The sequence below is a fragment of the Halorubrum cibi genome (genome assembly GCF_900182635.1).
Taxonomy (GTDB): domain Archaea; phylum Halobacteriota; class Halobacteria; order Halobacteriales; family Haloferacaceae; genus Halorubrum; species Halorubrum cibi.
In genome coordinates, this window is the sequence record NZ_FXTD01000002.1 from 91,195 (window position 1) to 107,750 (window position 16,556).

Sequence of the window (16,556 nt, forward strand, 5' to 3'; positions counted from 1 at the left end):
CACGCTACTCGAAGTAGCGGGCCGCGCCCTCGTGGAGCTCGATGGACATCCCGTTCTGTGCGGTCTCGACGTCGATGAACGCCGATTTGATCTCTAGGCGATCGACGTTGTCGAAGATGGCCGCCGTAACGGTCTCCACGATATCGCTCTCGAGCTCCGCCCGTGTCGCGATCATGGCCTGTACCGACACCGTGTCTACGTCGCCGTCGATCCCGCCGTACGTGCCGCCCGGGATGGTGTCCTCGGCGAACCAGGAGGCACCGTCGAGCGCCGCCTCCCGTTCGTCGTCGCTCATGTTCAACACGCCGATGTCGACGGTCGTGGCCAGTTCCTCGACGGCACCGACCGGCCAACCGCCGACGACGAACGCCACGTCGACGTCGCCGTCCCGGATCTGATCGGCCGCCTGCGTGAAGTCGGTGTTCTGCTCGTCGAAGTCCTCGGGGGTGAGCCCCGCCACCGACTCCAAGATCTGGAGGGCGTTCACCTGCGTTCCGCTTCCGAGGTCCCCCGTGTTGATCCGTGCCCCCTCCATATCGGCGAACGAGCCGATGTCGGCGTCGGGCCCGACGATGACGTGGATCGTCTCCGGGTACAGCGTCGCGACCCCTCGAAGGTTCTCGATGGGGTCGCCTTCGAAGGCCGCGAGCCCGCTCCCGTTCCGCGCGAAGAACGCGATGTCGTTCTGGATGAGCGCGAAGTCGGCGTCGCCGCTCGCCAGGCTCCCGACGTTCTCGACGCTGGCTCCCGTCGCGGACACTTGGAGGTCGTAGTCGGTGACGTCCTCGATGATCCCCTCGAACTCGCCGGACAGCGGGAAGTACGTCCCGCCGGTGCCGCCGGCGTGCCAAGTGATGATCCGCCCCTCGTCGCCGGTGTCGTCACCGCCGTCGTCGCCGTTTCCACCGCCCGAACACCCTGCCATCCCGATGAGTCCGGTTCCCGCGATGCCCGCGATGACGCGCCGTCGTTCGATCCCAGTGTCCCTCATACCGGAATCCACGCGGAACGTCCGGTTAGTTAGATAGCCACTATTCGTCGACGCGACCGCCGGTAAGCGCTCCCGTCGAAGTAGCTGGATCCTACCGTCATCCCGCGAGCGTCATCGGACGCGAAAACGCCTCAACCCCGGCTCATCGTTGCTTCTCAGTCGCTCCCGTCTCCGGGAATCGTGTCCGATTTGACGTTCGGGCTGGACCGGTTCCGGCGGTCCGCTCGAGGGGAACGGTGAGAGTCGGGACGGGTCGGACGTCGCCGTCCACCGTCAAAACGAGACGTCCTCCGTCTCGGAGGGACCGCCACGGGTCTCCCGTCCTGTCGTCCCCCGGTCGTCGTAGTACTTCCGACCGATGTGCTCGTCGCTTAGGTTACCGTATATCGTGGCGAAGAGCCCGTCCGCGGAGTCGAACGAAGTCTGACCGAGGGGATCGAGGATCGAATCGATCGTTTGGTCGCCGTCGCCGCTCGGACCCTCGATCCGCACCGTTCCCATCCGGGCGACGACCGCTTCCGACCCGATCGGGTAGGTGAGCTCGCGTTCGAGGGACTCCGCCAGATCCGAGAGTAACATACCACTCGGTTGGAGCGCAGATGCTTTGTTAGGTGCCAGTTACCGTCGCCGTGCGTCGTCCGGGGTGAGACGGCTCTCCGACCCGGACGGTCCCGCCATCCGGGGGCTCACCCGAATATCCGGAGCAGCCCGAGCACCCACCGGGCGACCTCCGAGAGCAGGAACAGCGCGCCCTCCGGACGCGACAGCCGCCGGCCGGACCAGAGCGCAGCGACCATGAACACGGTGAGGACGGTCAACCAGAGGAGTGTCTCCATCGCCACACCGCCGACGGTCAGCGGGCGGATCGCGGCTGCGACGCCGAGGACCCCGAGCACGTTGAAGACGTTGCTCCCGACGACGTTCCCGACAGGCCGTATTAAAACCGGGTCCGTTCCTCCGGCGGAGGCTAAAACGGACCTCCGCGTGCGAGGATCCCGGCGGTGCGGCGACGTGGGGAGAGTTATGCCGCTCCGGGAGGTATCCCACGATATGTTACGACGTAACTCGCTTCGCGCGAGTGCCGCCCTCGCCTTCGCGGGCGTGGCCGGGTGTGCCGGGTGGGGGGGCGACACGGACGGCGATCCGTCGACGTTCGCCGAGGGGTTCGAGGACGGGATCGGCGACTGGGAGGCCGGCGCGGCGATCGGTCCCGAGGTCGACCTCGCGGAGTTCGAGTGGGAAGTCGACGTCTCGGACGCCGAGGCGGCGGGAGGTGAGCGCTCGCTGCGGATCTGGAACGAGGGAGATTACGACGACGGGGTGACGTGGGTCGATCATCCGGTCTCCATCGAGTCGGGGCGGGCCTATCGGATCGAGGTGGCGGGGGAGTTCTGGAGCGAGTCGGAGTCGTTCAACACGATCCGCCACGCCCTGATGCGGCTCGGGACCGATCCGCCGGCGGCCGAGGAGGACTTCCCGCAGCCGGGCGTCGACACGACCGACTTCGGCGAGACCCCGTACGGCGGGCTCCGCGAGCCGCTGTGGCTCGCCGACGGGTGGCGGGAGTACGGGTTCGAGTGGACGACGCCTCGACTGGACGTCGACACCCTCCACCTTGCCGTCGGCACGGCCGTGATCTGGGAGGCGGACGCGACCCACTACGTCGACGACCTCTCCGTGAGCGTCGAACCGCGATGAACCGTCGTCGCCTTCTCGCGATCGCCGGAACCGCACTCACCGGATTCGCCACCGGGTGTACGGGTCGCTTCGGCGACGACGAGGGGGGTCGCCTCGACCTCTCCGTGCGGAACGAGCGATCGGAACCGATCGACGTTCGTGTCGAGGTCGTCGGCGACGACGGGACGACCCACGCGGACGAGTCCGACCGCCTCGACCCCGGCGTCGCCCGCGCGTTCGAGGTCGTCGTGGGAACGGACGGCCGCCACGAACTGACCGCCTCGGGCGACGGCTGGGTGGGTCGGCTCGCGTGGGACGCCGGGACCTGCGCGCGCTTCGACGGGACGGTCACGGTGGCCGACGAGGCCGTCGAGGTCGCTGGCGAGTGCGTCGGCGTCCGGTGAGGCCCGCCGCACACAGCGACCGAGGCTCCTCGTCGGTCGCAACGATCTCTGCCGGAAGACGTAGTCCCATGTATGCCACCTCCTTCCGAGAGAGTATCCGTGGTCTCCACGCCGTCGATAGCGGGAAGCGATTCGGGGATCGTTCGGGAGCGTCCCTTCCAGCTGTTGCTCCTCATCAACGTTCTCCCGCCGCTCGGGACCGCACTCCTCTCGCCGGTGTTGGGCTCGCTCGTCGAACCGCTCGGGGCGTCCGCGGCGAACATCGGGCTGTTGATGTCGGCGTTCACCGGCCCGGCGGTGGTCGTCATCCCCATCGCCGGGGTAATAGCCGACCGGTACGGGAGACGGCCGGTCCTCATCTTCGGGCTGGTGTGGTTCGGGCTGACCGGGACTGCGATCGCGTTCGTCTCCACCTTTTACGCGGCGATCGTTCTCCGCCTGCTCCAGGGGATCGGGTTCGCCGCGCTCACCCCGATCATCATCACGAGCCTCGGCGACCTCTACACCGGGACGAAGGAGGCGACCGCACAGGGGCTCCGGTTCACCGGGTCGGGGCTCTCACAGACCGTCTTCCCGCTCATCGCGGGCGTCCTCGTCGGGTTCGCGTGGCAGTACCCGTTCCTCCTGTACGCGATCGCGTTCCCGATCGCCGCGGTCGTCTACCTCCGGTTCGAGGAGCCGATGGACGAGAAGGCTGCGAACGGCTCCGACGAGGACCTCCGGGCACAGCTCGCCGACCTCCGAGAACTCGTCGCACACCGGCGCGCGTGGACGATCGTCGTCGCCCGCGGGACCGCGAACCTGGCGTGGTTCGGCTTCCTCACCTACAACTCGATCGTCGTCGTCGACGTCCTCGGCGGGACGCCCGCGCAGGCCGGGATCCTCGCCGCGCTCGCCAGCCTCTCGTACGCGCTGGCGGCGACCCAGACCGGGCGGATCTCCGCCGCCTTCGACGACCGGCTCTACCCGCTGATCGCGGCAAACCTCTCGATAGGCGTCGGGCTCGGGCTCGTCTTCCTCGCGACGGCGCTGCCGATAGCGGCCCTCGGGGTGGTCCTGATGGGGGTCGGCTTCGGGCTCGTGTTGTCGATCTACCGGAGCATCGTCACCGATCTCGCGCCCACCGCGCTGCGGGGCGGACTCGTGAGCCTGAGCGAGGGGACCGGTCGCGCGAGCGCGACGCTGACGCCGATCCTCATGGGCGGGGCCATCGCGGTCGCGAGCGCCCGGATCGAGTTCGTTCCCGCCGTGCGGATCGTGGGCGTCGCGACCGGAGTCGTCGGCGCGGTCGTCGGGATCGGCTGTCTGGTGTTGATGAGCCGAGCGCCGCCGATCCGAATGGACGGGTGAGCGCCCCTCCCCTCACTCCGACGGTTCCCGTCCCCCGCCGCGACCGCGGGTACTTTGTCCCCCCGCGTCGACGCCCGGACGATGAGCACGGAGCCGACCACCACCGACATCGCGGTGCTCGACCACGACGCACACGGGATCCCCGCCGCCGACTACGCCGAGATCCTTCGGGAACGGCTCCCGGACCACACCGTCCGTCTCGCGCGGACCGCCGCGGAACGGCGGGAGTACGTCGCCGAGGCGACGGTCGTCGCCGGCGGGACCGTGACCGACGAGGACCTCGATATCGCCGAGAGCCTGCGGCTGTTCGCGTGTAACGCCGCCGGTGTCGACCACCTCCCGCTCGAGAAACTGGCCGACCGGGGGATCGCCGTCACGAACGCCTCCGGCGTCCACGGCCCCAACATCGCCGAGCACGTGCTCGGGTGGGTTCTCACGTTCGCTCGCCGGCTCGACGAGGGGATCCGGCGACAGGAGCGTCGGGAGTGGCGGCGGTTCCAATCGTTCACCGAGCTGGCGGGCAGCACCGTCACGGTCGTCGGCCTCGGATCCATCGGCGAGGCGATCGTCGAGCGGTTCGAGGGGTTCGACGTGGAGACGATCGGTGTCCGCCACACGCCGGAGAAGGAGAGCCCGACCGACGAGGTGGTCAGCTACGGCGGCCTCCAGGAGGCGCTGGTCCGAACCGACGTCTTGGTCCTCTCGTGTCCGCTCACCGAGACCACCGAAGGGCTGATCGGCGAGGCCGAACTCGACGCGCTCCCGACCGACGCGATCGTGGTCAACATCGCCCGCGGGGGCGTCATCGACACGCCCGCGCTCGTCTCCGCGCTCAAGTCGGGCGCGATCCACGGTGCGGCCCTCGACGTGACCGACCCCGAGCCGCTCCCGACCGACCACGACCTGTGGGGGTTCGGGAACGTCCTCCTCACCCCGCACGTCTCCGGACACACCCCGAAGTACTGGGAGCGACGAGCCGACATCCTCGTGGAGAACGTCGAGCGAGTCGCCGAGACGGGCGAGTACGACGACCTTCGAAACCGGGTCGCTTGAGAGGAGAGGCGATCCTGATGGACTCTTCGCTCAGTGTAGCCTAAGCAACGAGCGATCAATCGTTTCGGTGGCGCGCCGGTGAGCGGGTGCGACAGCACCCGCGAACCGCCCGCGAGGGACGTCGCGAACGCAGTGAGCGACGAGGCTGGGGAGGTGTGAGGCGCGGGGCGGGTGGGACTCAAAGGGGCAGTCGCCGGCGGCTCCGCCGCCGGCTGCCAGAGGCGCGTAGCGCCTCGCGGCTGGGGCTTTGGAAGTGTTCTCCATGATCGTGATCACCGCGCCGGCAACGATCCCCTTCTACTCACCTCGATCACCATCAAAACAACCGTACTACAAGCAGGCAGGATAGACCGGATGATTCACGCGAGAACTGCGGAAAACGCAGTCCGCCTCGGACCCGCCGCCTTCATCCACGGAGGGCGAGGACTTCCTCCGCTACTGATACGCCTGTATCCCGGTGAGGTCCTCGCCGAGGATGAGCGTGTGGATGTCGTGGGTGCCCTCGTAGGTGTAGACGGTCTCCATGTTCGTCATGTGCCGCATCGGGGAGTAGTCGGCCGTGATCCCGTTGCCGCCGAGCATCTCGCGGGCGATCCGCGACTGGTCGCGAGCCATCCGGACGTTGTTTCGCTTGGCCATCGAGACGTGCTGCGGGCGCATCTCGCCGGACTCCTTGAGCTCGGCGAGCCGGTGGGCGAGCAGCTGGGCGAGCGTGATCTGGGTGGCCATCTCCGCGAGCTTGCGCTGCTGGAGCTGGAAGCCGCCGATGGGTTTGCCGAACTGCTCGCGGTCGGTGGCGTACTCGCGGGCGGTCTCGAAGCAGTCCTGGGCCGCGCCGACCGCGCCCCACGCGATGCCGTAGCGCGCCTGCGTCAGACACGACAGCGGGCCCTTCATCCCGGAGACGCCGGGCAGGCGGTTCTCCTCGGGGATCCGGGCGTCCTGGAGGGCGATCTCGCCGGTGATCGACGCACGGAGGCTGAGCTTCTCGTCGATCTTGTTGGTCGTCACGCCGTCGCGGTCCGTCTCGACGAGGAACCCGCGGACCGGGTGGTCCTCCTCGCTGTGGTCCTTCGCCCAGACGACGGCGACGTCCGAGATGGGGGAGTTCGTGATCCACGTCTTCGAGCCGTTCAGGACGTACTCGTCGCCGTCCTTCTCGGCGCGGGTCTCCATCGCCGAGGGGTTCGACCCGTGTTCGGGCTCGGTCAGGCCGAAGCAACCGACGGCCTCGCCCTCGCCGAGCGCGGGGAGCCACTCCTCCTTCTGTTCGTCGCTGCCGAACGCGTGGATCGGGTACATCACGAGCGCGCCCTGGACGCTCGCCATCGACCGGAGCCCGGAGTCACACGCCTCGAGCTCGCGCATCAGGAGACCGTAGGAAGTCTCGCTGACGCCCGGCAGGCCGTAGCCCTCGAGGTTCGGCGCGTAAAACCCCATCTCGCCCATCTTGGGGATGATCTCCGTCGGGAACGTGCCTTCGATCCAGTGTTCCCCCATGTCGTCGACTTCCCCCTCGACGAACGATCGCGCCGAGTCGACGAGCAGCCGTTCCTCCTGGGAGAGTGACGCCTCCAAATCGAAATAATCGATCATGTACGGGGCTACGTACCCACGAATAAATAACCCTCCGGGACGGCGCGGCCGCGGTCGACGCCCCATGCGAGAACCCGATGGTGGCGGCTGCCTGCCGAGGGATGGCGGCCGGCTCAGAACCCGCTCGTTCCCTCGAGGAGGTGTTCCTCGACGACGTCCATGTCGAGTTCGATCCCCAGTCCCGGCGCTTCCGGAACCGCGATCCGGCCGTCCTCGATGAGCGGCTCCTCGCGGACCAGCAGATCGTCCCACCAGTCGACCTCGAGCGCGTGGTACTCCAGCAGGTCGAAGTTCGGGGTCGCCGCGCCGAGGTGGACGCAGGCCATCGTCCCCACCGGGCTACAGACGTTGTGCGGGGACATGGGCATGTAGTTCTCCTCGGCGCGGTCCGCGATCCGCATCGTCTCGTGGAGCCCGCCGACCGTCGTCGGGTCGGGGGTGACGACGTCGACGCCGTGGTCGTAGATGAGATCCGAGAGCTCGAAGACGCGGAACCGGTTCTCGCCGGTCGCGACCGGCGTCCGCGTCGCCTTCGTCACCTCCTTCTGTGCGTCCATGTTCTCCGGTGGCACGAGGTCCTCGAGCCACATCAGATCGAACTCCTCCAGCTCGTAGGCGAGCCGCTTCGCGCTCTCGACGGAGTAGTCCCAGTGGCAGTCGAACGCGAGGTCGACGTCGTAGCCTATCTCCTCGCGAACCGCCTCGACGATCTCGCGTTTCTCGCGGATCGCCGCGTTCGTCAGCCGGCCGTTGTACGGGTCGTTCTCGTTGTCGGCGGGCAGATCGAGGTCGAACTTCAGCGCCGAAAAGCCCATGTCGACGACGCGGGCCGCCTCCGCGGCGTACGCCTCGGGCGAGTACGCCTCGGCCTCGGCGTACGCGGTCGCGCCGTCCTCGACCGCGTACGCCTCGCCGGCGTGACAGTCGCAGTAGATCCGGACCTCGTCGCGGTACTTCGACCCGAGGAGCTGGTAGACCGGGAGGTCGAGGATCTTTCCGGCGGCGTCCAAAAGCGCGATCTCGATGCCGGAGGCGGCGGTGACGACCTTCCCGGTCGTGCCGCCGTGACCCGACATCTCCTGGAAGATGTAGCGCACGAGCCGCTCCACGTCGAGCGGGTTCTCGCCGACCAAAAAGCGGTTCGCGTACTCGACGATCTCCGGGATCCCGCCGCCGCGGTACGACTCGCCGATGCCCGTCACGCCGGCGTCGGTCTCCACCTTGATCAGGTTCCACTCGAAGTTGCCCTCGACGACGCAGGCGTCGATGCTCGTGATCTCCACGTCTCGGTCCGCGTCGCGGACGTCGATCCGATCCGAGTAGTCCCTCATGCCGAGAACTCCTCCAGGGCGTCCTCGTCGAGCGTCACGCCGTGTCCCGGCTCTTCCGGCATCGCGATCCGGCCGTCGTCGCCGGGCGCGAGCGGCTCCGCGACGACGTCGTCGAACGCCTTCACGTCCATGTCGCGGTAGAAGTACTCGATCCACAGCCCGTTGTCGATCGCGCCGAGAAGCGAGGTGTGGATGTTCCAGTTGTAGTGTGGCGCGATCGGCACGTCGTAGGCAGCGGCGTAGTTCGCGATCCGGAGCCACTCCGTGATCCCGCCGCAGACGGTCACGTCCGGCTGGAGGATCGTCGCCGCACCCGTGTCGTTGAGCCGCGCGAAGTTGTGACGAGTTCCCTCTAACTCCCCGGTGGCGACCGGGTAGTCGATGGCGTCGTTGACCTCCGCCATCGTCTCCACGCGGTCGATCATCACCGGCTCCTCGATGAAGTAGGGGTCGTACGGCTCGAACGCGCGACAGGCGCGGACCGCCTCGGTCGTCGACTCCCAGACGCCGTTGGCGTCGAGGAGCAGCGTCGTCTCGGGGCCCACCTCGTCGCGGACGGCGGCGACGCGCTCGACCTCCTCGTCCACGGAGAGGCGGCCGACCTTCATCTTCACGACCTCGTGGCCCTCGTCGACGTACCGGCGCACCTCGCCGCGTAACGCCTCGTGACCCTTCTCGTCGCGGTAGTAGCCCCCGCTTCCGTAGGAGGGGACCGACTCGCTGTTGCCGCCGAGGAGCTTGTATAACGGCTGGCCGGCCGCCTTCGCCTTCAAGTCCCACAGCGCCATGTCGACGGTGGAGATGGCACGGAGCATCACGCCCATCCGCCCGATCTGGACGTTGCCCTCGTACATCTCGCGCCAGAGGCGGGTGGTGTCGCGCGGGTCCTCGCCGAGGACGATCGGCTCGAGCATCGACTCGACCGCGTCGGCGACGAGGTGGGCGCCCTCGTAGCCCAGCGAGTAGCCGACGCCCTCGCGGCCGTCGGCGGTTCGAACGTACGTTATCGCGTGGTCCCGGTACGTGAGCGTCCGGTTGGAGAAGGAGACTGGGGACTCCAACGGGAGCTCGATCGGGAACGACTCTACCTGTGTGATCTCCATACGTGAGCCGCTAATTCCGTCCGTATATACCTCGTTGTATGGGCAAGAAATTCGTGGCCATCCGCCGATATCAGTCGAATCGAGCCGTCTCGTATCAACTCCGCAACGTCGTTTCGCCGCCGGCGTCGTCCACGAACGGTATCGCTCCGCGTCGTCCACGAACACTATTTGTGTCGGCCCCGCGAGAGCCCACGCATGGAGTTTCCCGACCGCAGCGACGTCGACCACCTCATCGACGCACAGCCGCTCCCGTCGTTCGCGCGGGTTCGATACGATCCGCCGAGCGAGACGCTCGCGGACCCGGTCGGCACGGCCAGATCGGAACTGGACCGGCTCGACGACGTCGACCTGGATCCGGGCGACACCGTCGCGATCGGCGTCGGCAGCCGCGGGATCGATCGGATCGACGAGATCGCCGCCGCGGCCGTCGACTGGACGGAGGCGAGGGGATACGACCCGGTCGTCGTGCCCGCGATGGGGAGCCACGGCGGGGCGACGCCGGAGGGGCAACGGGAGGTGCTCAAAGCGCTCGGGATCGACGAGCGTGGCGTCGGCGCCCCCATCGACGCGCGGATGGACGCGGAGGAGCTGGAGACCGTGACCGTCGGCGACGCGAACGTGCCGGTGTACTTCTCGGCGGCGGCGCTCGAAGCCGACGCGGTCGTCGTGGTGAACCGGGTGAAAGCGCACACCAACTTCAGCGGACCGATAGAGAGCGGGCTCGCGAAGATGACCGTCGTCGGCCTCGGCAAACAGCGCGGCGCGAAGTCGTTCCACTCGACGGCCATCGCGGAGGGGTACGTGGAGACGCTGACGGCCGCGCTCGACGTCATCGAGGAGGCGGTCCCGCTTCTCGGGGGGATCGCCCTCGTCGAGAACTTCGAGGAGGAGCTCTCCCACGTCGAGGCGGTGCCGGCGGGGTCGTTCCTCGACCGGGAGCCGGAGCTCTTGGAACGCGCCTACGAGGAGATGCCGACGCTTCCCGTCGAGGAGATCGATCTCCTCGTCGTCGACGAGATCGGCAAGGAGATCTCGGGCGCGGGGATGGATACGAACGTGATCGGTCGCTACCACGTCCTCAACGCGCCCGACCCGGAGACGCCCGACATCGACCTCATCTACGTGCGCGGGCTCACCGAGGCGACGAAGGGTAACGGCAACGGGATCGGGCTCGCAGACCTCACCCGGCGGGCGGCGATCGACCAGCTGGACGTGAAAAAGGCCTACGCGAACGCGCTCACGAGCGGGTCGCTCGCGAAGTCGAAGCTGCCGGTGGTCGCGCCCGACGACGAGTTCGCGCTCCGGACCGCGCTGGCCGCACTCGGCGGGTACGACCCCGAGACGGTCCGGATCGTCTGGATCCGCAACACCGAGGACCTCGGCGAGCTCCACGTCTCCGAGGCTGTCGTGGAGGACCTCCCCGAGGCGGCGGCGGTGCGGGAACGCGACGTGACGGTGACCTTCGAGGACGGGACGGCGCGGATCTCCGGGTCGTGACAGTCCCGGACGCGCCCAGTCCACCGGGACGATAAACGTTATCAGCCGCGTCGTGTTCGGGCCTATCATGGCTCGAAAGACGTGCGACACCGCGGACGTACCGACGGGGGAGCGATGAGACCGGTCGCCTTCGACGAGGCGGAGACGTACGAGCCCGACGAGGGCTGGCGTCGCGTCGCGATGGCGGGAAGCGACCGGTTCTCCTTCGAGTGGTTCGAGAAGCCGCCGGGGCACAGCTCGCCGATGCACGACCATGAGAACGAGCAGGTGTGTCTCTGTCTCGAGGGCGAGCTCACCGTCGCGACCGAGGACGACTCGGTCGCCCTTCAGAAGAACGACTCGGTGTTGCTCGAGTCGAACGAGGCCCACCGGGTCGAGAACACGGGCGAGGAGCGCGCGGTCGGCCTCGACGTGTTCGCTCCGGGACGCTCCTTCGACTTCTGGACGGACCGGGAGGAATGAGCGTGAAGTACCTCGCGCGGTCCGCGACGGGAGAGGCGCTGCTCGGCGACGACGAGGGGTTCGTCCCGCTCGCGTCGGTCGAACCCGACCTCGAGAGCGTCCGCGAGGCGCTGCCTCGGGCGGCAGACGGGACGCTCGGCGACGTCGACGACGCGACGGCCGAGCCGGTCCCGGCGGCTGACCTGACGTTCGCCGCGCCCCTCGAGCGGTTCGGCAAGCTCTGGGGGATCGGACTGAACTACGAGGAGCACGCGGGCGACCTCGACGAGAACCGCCCGGAGGAGCCGGCGAGCTTCATGAAGCCCTCGACGGTCCTCACCGGACCCGGCGGCCCGATCCGGCTGCCGCCGACCGATCGCAGCGACCGGGTGACCGCGGAGGCGGAACTCGGCGTCGTGATGGGCCGAACCTGCCGGGACGTCGCGGAGGACGACGTCGACGACGTCGTCGCCGGCTACCTGCCGATCATCGACATGACCGCGGAGGACGTTCTCCAGCGGAACCCGCGATTCCTCACTCGGGCGAAGAGCTTCGACACGTTCCTCGTTCCCGGCCCGGCCATCGTCGTGCCCGAGGAGCCGCTCGAGCTGTCGTCGCTGTCGGTGCGGACCGAGGTCAACGGCGAGGTCGAGGCGGAAAACGAGATCCGGAACATGCTGTTTCCCCCCGCCGAGATCGTCTCGTTCCACTCCGGCGTGATGACGCTCGAACCGGGCGACCTGTTCAGCACCGGAACCCCCGGCGCCGCGCCGATCGACCCCGGCGATCACGTGCGCGCGGTGGTGGAGTCCATCGGGTCGGTCGACGCGCCCGTGACGCGGTAGGAAGTCGGTAGGAATCCGGAGCGGAGGTACCGAGCCGGAAACGGGATCGCTCCCCGAGTCGCGATCCCGGACGTCGCAGGAAGCTTTATCTGACGACCCGCGTCACACAGGCACATGTATCGAGTGCTGGTTCCCGTCGGTGACGACACGGAGCGATCGATGGCCGCGGCGGAGGCCGTGAGCAACCTTCCGAACGCCGCCGAGGAGGTCGAGGCGGTCGTGGTGAACGTCTTCGAGGAGTTCGACGTCACCGGGGAAGGAGGCCAGGTGAACTCCGAGGACGTCTGGGACGAGACGAACTTCCCCGAGAGCGTCGATTCGGTCGTCGAACGCCTCGAATCGGCCGGCGTGGACGTCTCGAAACGCCGCGAACACGGCGACGTGACGAAACGGATCCTGGCCGTCGCCGACGAGATCGACGCCGACGGGATCGTGATGGGCGGCCGGAGACGGAGCCCGACCGGAAAGGTCCTGTTCGGGAGTACCACCCAGTCGGTGATGCTCTCGGCGGATTGCCCCGTAACGGTCTCTCTCACCGAATAATATCTGCGTACTGACATCCGCACGACGCCGCCGTGAGTCTTCGTACGATCGGCGTTTCTTCACGTCTATACCTCGAGAAAATCGACAAATACGTCGAATATTGTTCTCGATCAGATCGTGTGATCGGCCAACGGGCCGGGGACGTCCAGCGGGAGAATGACCGGTTGTTTACACGTTACAGTTATTGACTAATTAATAACTATTGGAACAAACAGATACCTTATTATGTACCGATGTGATCATAACATTCGAACATGGCTGACAACGACGTCAACAGACGAAAGTTCCTGTACGGTACGGCCGCGGCGGGGGTAACGGGACTCGCCGGATGTAGCGGTGGCGGCGGAGGCGGCGGTGACGGCTCCGGCGACGATGGCTCCAGCGGGGACGGTTCCAGCGGGGACGGCTCCGGCGACGACGGCTCCAGCGGGGACGACGGCTCCGGTGACGGATCGAGCGAGGCGAGCCTCCAGCTCCGCGTCGGGACGTCGGCCGGCGGGACGCAGGACGTCGGGCTGGCGGTCGAACGGGCCGTGAGCCAGGAGAGCGACACGCTCGACTACTCGACGATCGAGAGTCCGGGCTACATCGGGACCATCTACCGGATGGCCCAAGAGCAGTTCAACGCCGGCATCACCGACAACAACTCGCTCAACAAGGCGCTCGACGAGGAGGGCCAGTTCGGGGAGCAGCCGGTGTCGCGGGTCCCTCAGTACGGTTTCTCCGCGTTCCCGTACAGCATCTACATCGTCGCCCGTGACGGCACGGGCATCGAGACGTTCGACGACCTCGCCGGCGCGAACGTCTACCCCGCGGAGCCGGGCTACTCGACTCGGGGTACCACCCTCGACGTCTGGTCGCAGGAGCCCACCGCGGACGTCTACGAGCAGATGAACATCCAGGACATGGGCGTGGGTGACGCACCCGGTGCGATGGAGGAGGGGACGATCGACGCCAGTATCGCGTACGGGACGCCCGGCGTGCGGTACACCGGTTTCGTTCAGGAGATGGCCTCCCGTATCGACCTCCACTACGTCGAGCCGACCGACGCCCTCATCGAGTCCGCGGAGTCGTTCGCGGGCGCGGGGACGTCGACGACCAGCTACGACGATTGGCCCATCGCGAACGCGGACATCGGCACCGACGAAGTGTTCACCTGGGACCTCGAGGTGCTCTACACGTTCAACCCCGAGGCCAACGCCGACGCCGTCTACGAGCTGTGTCGCGTCGTCGACGAGCACAACGACGTCGTGAACGAGGGCGAGGCCCAGTTCAACGACTACGAGTCGACCGCCGACATGCTCGGATACGCCCAGGAGCGGATCCCCGTCCATCCCGGTGCGGCGCAGTACTACCGGGACAACGACGCGTGGGACGACAGCCTCCAGGAAGGCGAGTAGACGCCCCGAGTTGATCCCCCCGCTTCGATCGCGTAGCCGGTAAACGACACCACACTTTCAAATTTTACGACAACACACATGGATACACAAGCGGAACACACGACCGGACCGTCGGCCTGGCTTCGCGGCCTCGACGTCACCGTTACGCTCGCCGCCGTCCTGTTCTGGGCGATAGCGCTCGGCTGGATATACACGCAGACGTGGTCGCCCGTCAAGTACGGCGTGATATTCGTCGGCGGCATCATGACGGTGTACGCGCTCAACGAAACGAAGGAGTCGCTCGAGGAGGGGAGTTGGGTCGACGCCGCGGTCCTGCTTCCGGCCGCCGGCGTGTTGATCACGGCGTCGGCGTACTTCTTCACGAACTTCGACACCGTCTACCTCCTGCGCCAGGGCTTCGCCACGCCTCACGAGTACATGCTCGCCCGGCTGGTGATCGTCTCGCTTCTGTACCTCACGTGGCGCGAATTCGGGAATCTGTTCCTGGGACTCGTCGTCGGCGTGATGCTGTACGCGATCTTCGGCGACAGCGTCCCCGGCGTCCTCGGCCACGCGGGGATGAGCGAACTGACGCTGCTCCAGGCGCTCGTCACCGACCTGTACGGCTTTTACGGCTCGCTGACCCAGCTGACCGCGTCGTGGATCGCGCCGTTCCTGTTGTACGCGGGGCTGCTGTTCGCGTACGGCGCGTTCGATCTGATCCTCCGGCTCGCGATCGTCGCCGCCGGCCAGATCCGGTCCGGCGTCGCACAGACCGCCGTCCTCTCCTCGGCGGTCATCGGCTCGATCAACGGTTCCTACACCGCGAACGCCGCCATGACCGGGTCGTTCACCATTCCGACGATGAAAGAGAGCGGGATGGCCGGCCACCGCGCCGCCGCCATCGAGGCGGTCGCCTCGACGGCGGGACAGGTGCTCCCGCCGGTGATGGGGGCGTCCGCGTTCGTGATGGCGTCGTACCTGGGCGTCGCGTACCTCAACATCGTCATCGCCGGGATCGTTCCCGCGGCGATCCTGGTCGCGTCCATCGCCATCGCGGTTCATTACACCGCGATCAGCGACGCGAGCGACCAGGACATGGAGTTCTCCGAGTTCTTCGACGAGGAGATGACGTCGAGCCAGAAGGTCATCGAGGGACTTCGATTCGGGATCCCGTTCGGCGTCCTGATCTACTACCTCGGCATCGCGCAGTACACGGTGATGACCTCGGCGATGTACACCGTCATCGCGATGGTGCTCACCGGCGTCCTGATGCCGCCGGTACAGCGGCTCGTCGACGGCTCCGAAACGGGCTTCGTCTCGGAGTTCGTGACGCAGATCAAGAACACGATACACGGGTTCCGCCGCGGGGCGATCATCCTCGCGCCGATCGCGATCATTCTCGTGGTGGTGAGCGGCGTCGTGAACCTCTTCTCGACGACCGGCGTCCCCGCGAAGATCGCGCTCCTGTTGATCAACCTCTCCGGCGGCGTCCTACTCTTCGCCGTGCTGCTCGGGATGGCGGTCGCCATCGTGATGGGAGTCGGCATGCCGACGGTCGCCGCCTACGTCATCGTGGCCATCCTCATCGTTCCGACGTTCGTCTCCGACTTCGGGATCGCCCGTGAGACGGCCCACTACACGATGTTCTACGCGGCGATCCTTGCCGGTATCACACCACCGGTGGCCACCGCGGCGGTGGTCGCGGCCGGGATAGCGGAGGCGAACTTCTGGCGGACCTGCGGGGCCGCTTTGAAGATCGCCGCGCCGCTTTTCGTCCTTCCCGTCGCGTTCGTCTACAACCCGGGGCTGATCTCGATGTCGCCGGGCGGGAACACGGTGTTCCTCGGCGCGTTGGTGATGATGGGCGCGATCACGATCATCTACGGTCTGAACTACCCGTTCGAACTGTCCGTCGGGCGGCTCACGCTCACGCGCATCGGGTTGAGCGTCGTCGGCGTCCTGATCATGACGTACCCGATGCTCGCCGTGAAGCTCGCCGGCATCGCCGTCTTCGTGGCCGTCTTCGTCGGCGAGAAGGTGATGGTGCGCGGAATGAGCCTTCCGTTCGGATCGGGGGTGAACCAATGAGCTCGACGAAGGACTCCACCGAGGACCAGGTCGACACGTCGAACGTCGGCGGACTCGAGGAGATAATTCCGGAGCCGCTCATGCCCGCCTGGCGGCGGATCGAGTTGATCCAGCAGTTCCGCGAGACGCACGGGGACACCTACGTGACGGTTCTCGAGGTGCTCACGGCGCTCGTCCTCGGCGTCGGCTACGCCTGGTGGGCGTACATCTACTTCTTCGGAAGCGACGTCGTGACGATCTGAGAACGGTCCGACT

Annotated in this window: 17 protein-coding genes; 11 read left to right on the top strand and 6 right to left on the bottom strand. The window is 67.2% G+C overall.

Features of this window, described 5'->3' with window-relative positions:
• Positions 1-4: 4 nt before the first annotated feature.
• The 3 genes from FN829_RS03010 to FN829_RS16350 all read right to left on the bottom strand — a co-directional run bounded on the left by FN829_RS03010 (position 5) and on the right by FN829_RS16350 (position 2,124).
• Entirely contained in the window at positions 5-991 is a 987-nt protein-coding gene (locus tag FN829_RS03010) for a TAXI family TRAP transporter solute-binding subunit (RefSeq protein WP_142985529.1), read from the bottom strand.
• A 273-nt stretch (positions 992-1,264) separates the two neighbouring features.
• The gene (locus tag FN829_RS03015) at positions 1,265-1,570 is read right to left on the bottom strand and encodes a DUF5789 family protein (RefSeq protein ID WP_142985530.1); all 306 of its coding nucleotides are present in this window, start codon (positions 1,568-1,570) and stop codon (positions 1,265-1,267) included.
• Between the two features lie 107 nt (positions 1,571-1,677).
• Positions 1,678-2,124, bottom strand: a complete 447-nt coding sequence (locus FN829_RS16350) for a hypothetical protein (protein WP_281286021.1) — start codon at positions 2,122-2,124, stop codon at positions 1,678-1,680.
• Between FN829_RS16350 and FN829_RS03025 the strand changes: the two genes are divergently transcribed.
• From FN829_RS03025 to FN829_RS03040, 4 genes are all read left to right on the top strand, one after another.
• On the top strand, positions 2,042-2,689 hold the full coding sequence (locus tag FN829_RS03025) for a hypothetical protein (RefSeq protein ID WP_142985531.1): 648 nt from the start codon (positions 2,042-2,044) through the stop codon (positions 2,687-2,689). The genes FN829_RS16350 and FN829_RS03025 overlap by 83 nt on opposite strands.
• Positions 2,686-3,072 carry a hypothetical protein gene (locus tag FN829_RS03030; protein ID WP_142985532.1) on the top strand — a complete coding sequence of 129 codons (387 nt, stop codon included), beginning with the start codon at positions 2,686-2,688 and terminating at the stop codon, positions 3,070-3,072. The genes FN829_RS03025 and FN829_RS03030 overlap by 4 nt, the downstream gene beginning before the upstream one ends.
• A 99-nt stretch (positions 3,073-3,171) precedes the next feature.
• The gene (locus FN829_RS03035; protein WP_142985533.1) at positions 3,172-4,422 is read left to right on the top strand and encodes an MFS transporter; all 1,251 of its coding nucleotides are present in this window, start codon (positions 3,172-3,174) and stop codon (positions 4,420-4,422) included.
• Between the two features lie 81 nt (positions 4,423-4,503).
• A complete protein-coding gene (locus FN829_RS03040; RefSeq protein WP_142985534.1) occupies positions 4,504-5,475 on the top strand; it encodes a D-2-hydroxyacid dehydrogenase in 972 nt (323 codons plus the stop codon).
• A 435-nt stretch (positions 5,476-5,910) separates the two neighbouring features.
• Here the strand turns inward: FN829_RS03040 and FN829_RS03045 are convergent, their stop codons facing one another.
• From FN829_RS03045 to FN829_RS03055, 3 genes are all read right to left on the bottom strand, one after another.
• Positions 5,911-7,071, bottom strand: coding sequence for an acyl-CoA dehydrogenase family protein (locus FN829_RS03045; protein ID WP_142985535.1), 1,161 nt, complete (start codon positions 7,069-7,071; stop codon positions 5,911-5,913).
• A 113-nt stretch (positions 7,072-7,184) separates the two neighbouring features.
• Positions 7,185-8,402: a mandelate racemase/muconate lactonizing enzyme family protein gene (locus FN829_RS03050; RefSeq protein ID WP_142985536.1), complete on the bottom strand. Its 1,218-nt coding sequence runs from the start codon at positions 8,400-8,402 to the stop codon at positions 7,185-7,187.
• Positions 8,399-9,505 carry a mandelate racemase/muconate lactonizing enzyme family protein gene (locus FN829_RS03055; protein ID WP_142985537.1) on the bottom strand — a complete coding sequence of 369 codons (1,107 nt, stop codon included), beginning with the start codon at positions 9,503-9,505 and terminating at the stop codon, positions 8,399-8,401. The genes FN829_RS03050 and FN829_RS03055 overlap by 4 nt, the downstream gene beginning before the upstream one ends.
• A gap of 195 nt (positions 9,506-9,700) precedes the next feature.
• Between FN829_RS03055 and FN829_RS03060 the strand changes: the two genes are divergently transcribed.
• From FN829_RS03060 to FN829_RS03090, 7 genes are all read left to right on the top strand, one after another.
• Positions 9,701-11,002: a DUF362 domain-containing protein gene (locus FN829_RS03060; protein WP_142985538.1), complete on the top strand. Its 1,302-nt coding sequence runs from the start codon at positions 9,701-9,703 to the stop codon at positions 11,000-11,002.
• 114 nt (positions 11,003-11,116) lie between these two features.
• Positions 11,117-11,464, top strand: a complete 348-nt coding sequence (locus tag FN829_RS03065; RefSeq protein WP_142985539.1) for a cupin domain-containing protein — start codon at positions 11,117-11,119, stop codon at positions 11,462-11,464.
• Positions 11,465-11,466: 2 nt separating this feature from the next.
• Positions 11,467-12,288: a fumarylacetoacetate hydrolase family protein gene (locus FN829_RS03070; RefSeq protein WP_142985773.1), complete on the top strand. Its 822-nt coding sequence runs from the start codon at positions 11,467-11,469 to the stop codon at positions 12,286-12,288.
• A 114-nt stretch (positions 12,289-12,402) separates the two neighbouring features.
• Positions 12,403-12,831 carry a universal stress protein gene (locus FN829_RS03075; protein ID WP_142985540.1) on the top strand — a complete coding sequence of 143 codons (429 nt, stop codon included), beginning with the start codon at positions 12,403-12,405 and terminating at the stop codon, positions 12,829-12,831.
• Between the two features lie 254 nt (positions 12,832-13,085).
• Positions 13,086-14,231: a TAXI family TRAP transporter solute-binding subunit gene (locus FN829_RS03080; protein WP_142985541.1), complete on the top strand. Its 1,146-nt coding sequence runs from the start codon at positions 13,086-13,088 to the stop codon at positions 14,229-14,231.
• A gap of 78 nt (positions 14,232-14,309) precedes the next feature.
• Positions 14,310-16,301 carry a TRAP transporter permease gene (locus tag FN829_RS03085; RefSeq protein WP_142985542.1) on the top strand — a complete coding sequence of 664 codons (1,992 nt, stop codon included), beginning with the start codon at positions 14,310-14,312 and terminating at the stop codon, positions 16,299-16,301.
• Positions 16,298-16,543 carry a hypothetical protein gene (locus FN829_RS03090; protein ID WP_142985543.1) on the top strand — a complete coding sequence of 82 codons (246 nt, stop codon included), beginning with the start codon at positions 16,298-16,300 and terminating at the stop codon, positions 16,541-16,543. The genes FN829_RS03085 and FN829_RS03090 overlap by 4 nt, the downstream gene beginning before the upstream one ends.
• The last annotated feature ends 13 nt before the right edge of the window (positions 16,544-16,556 follow it).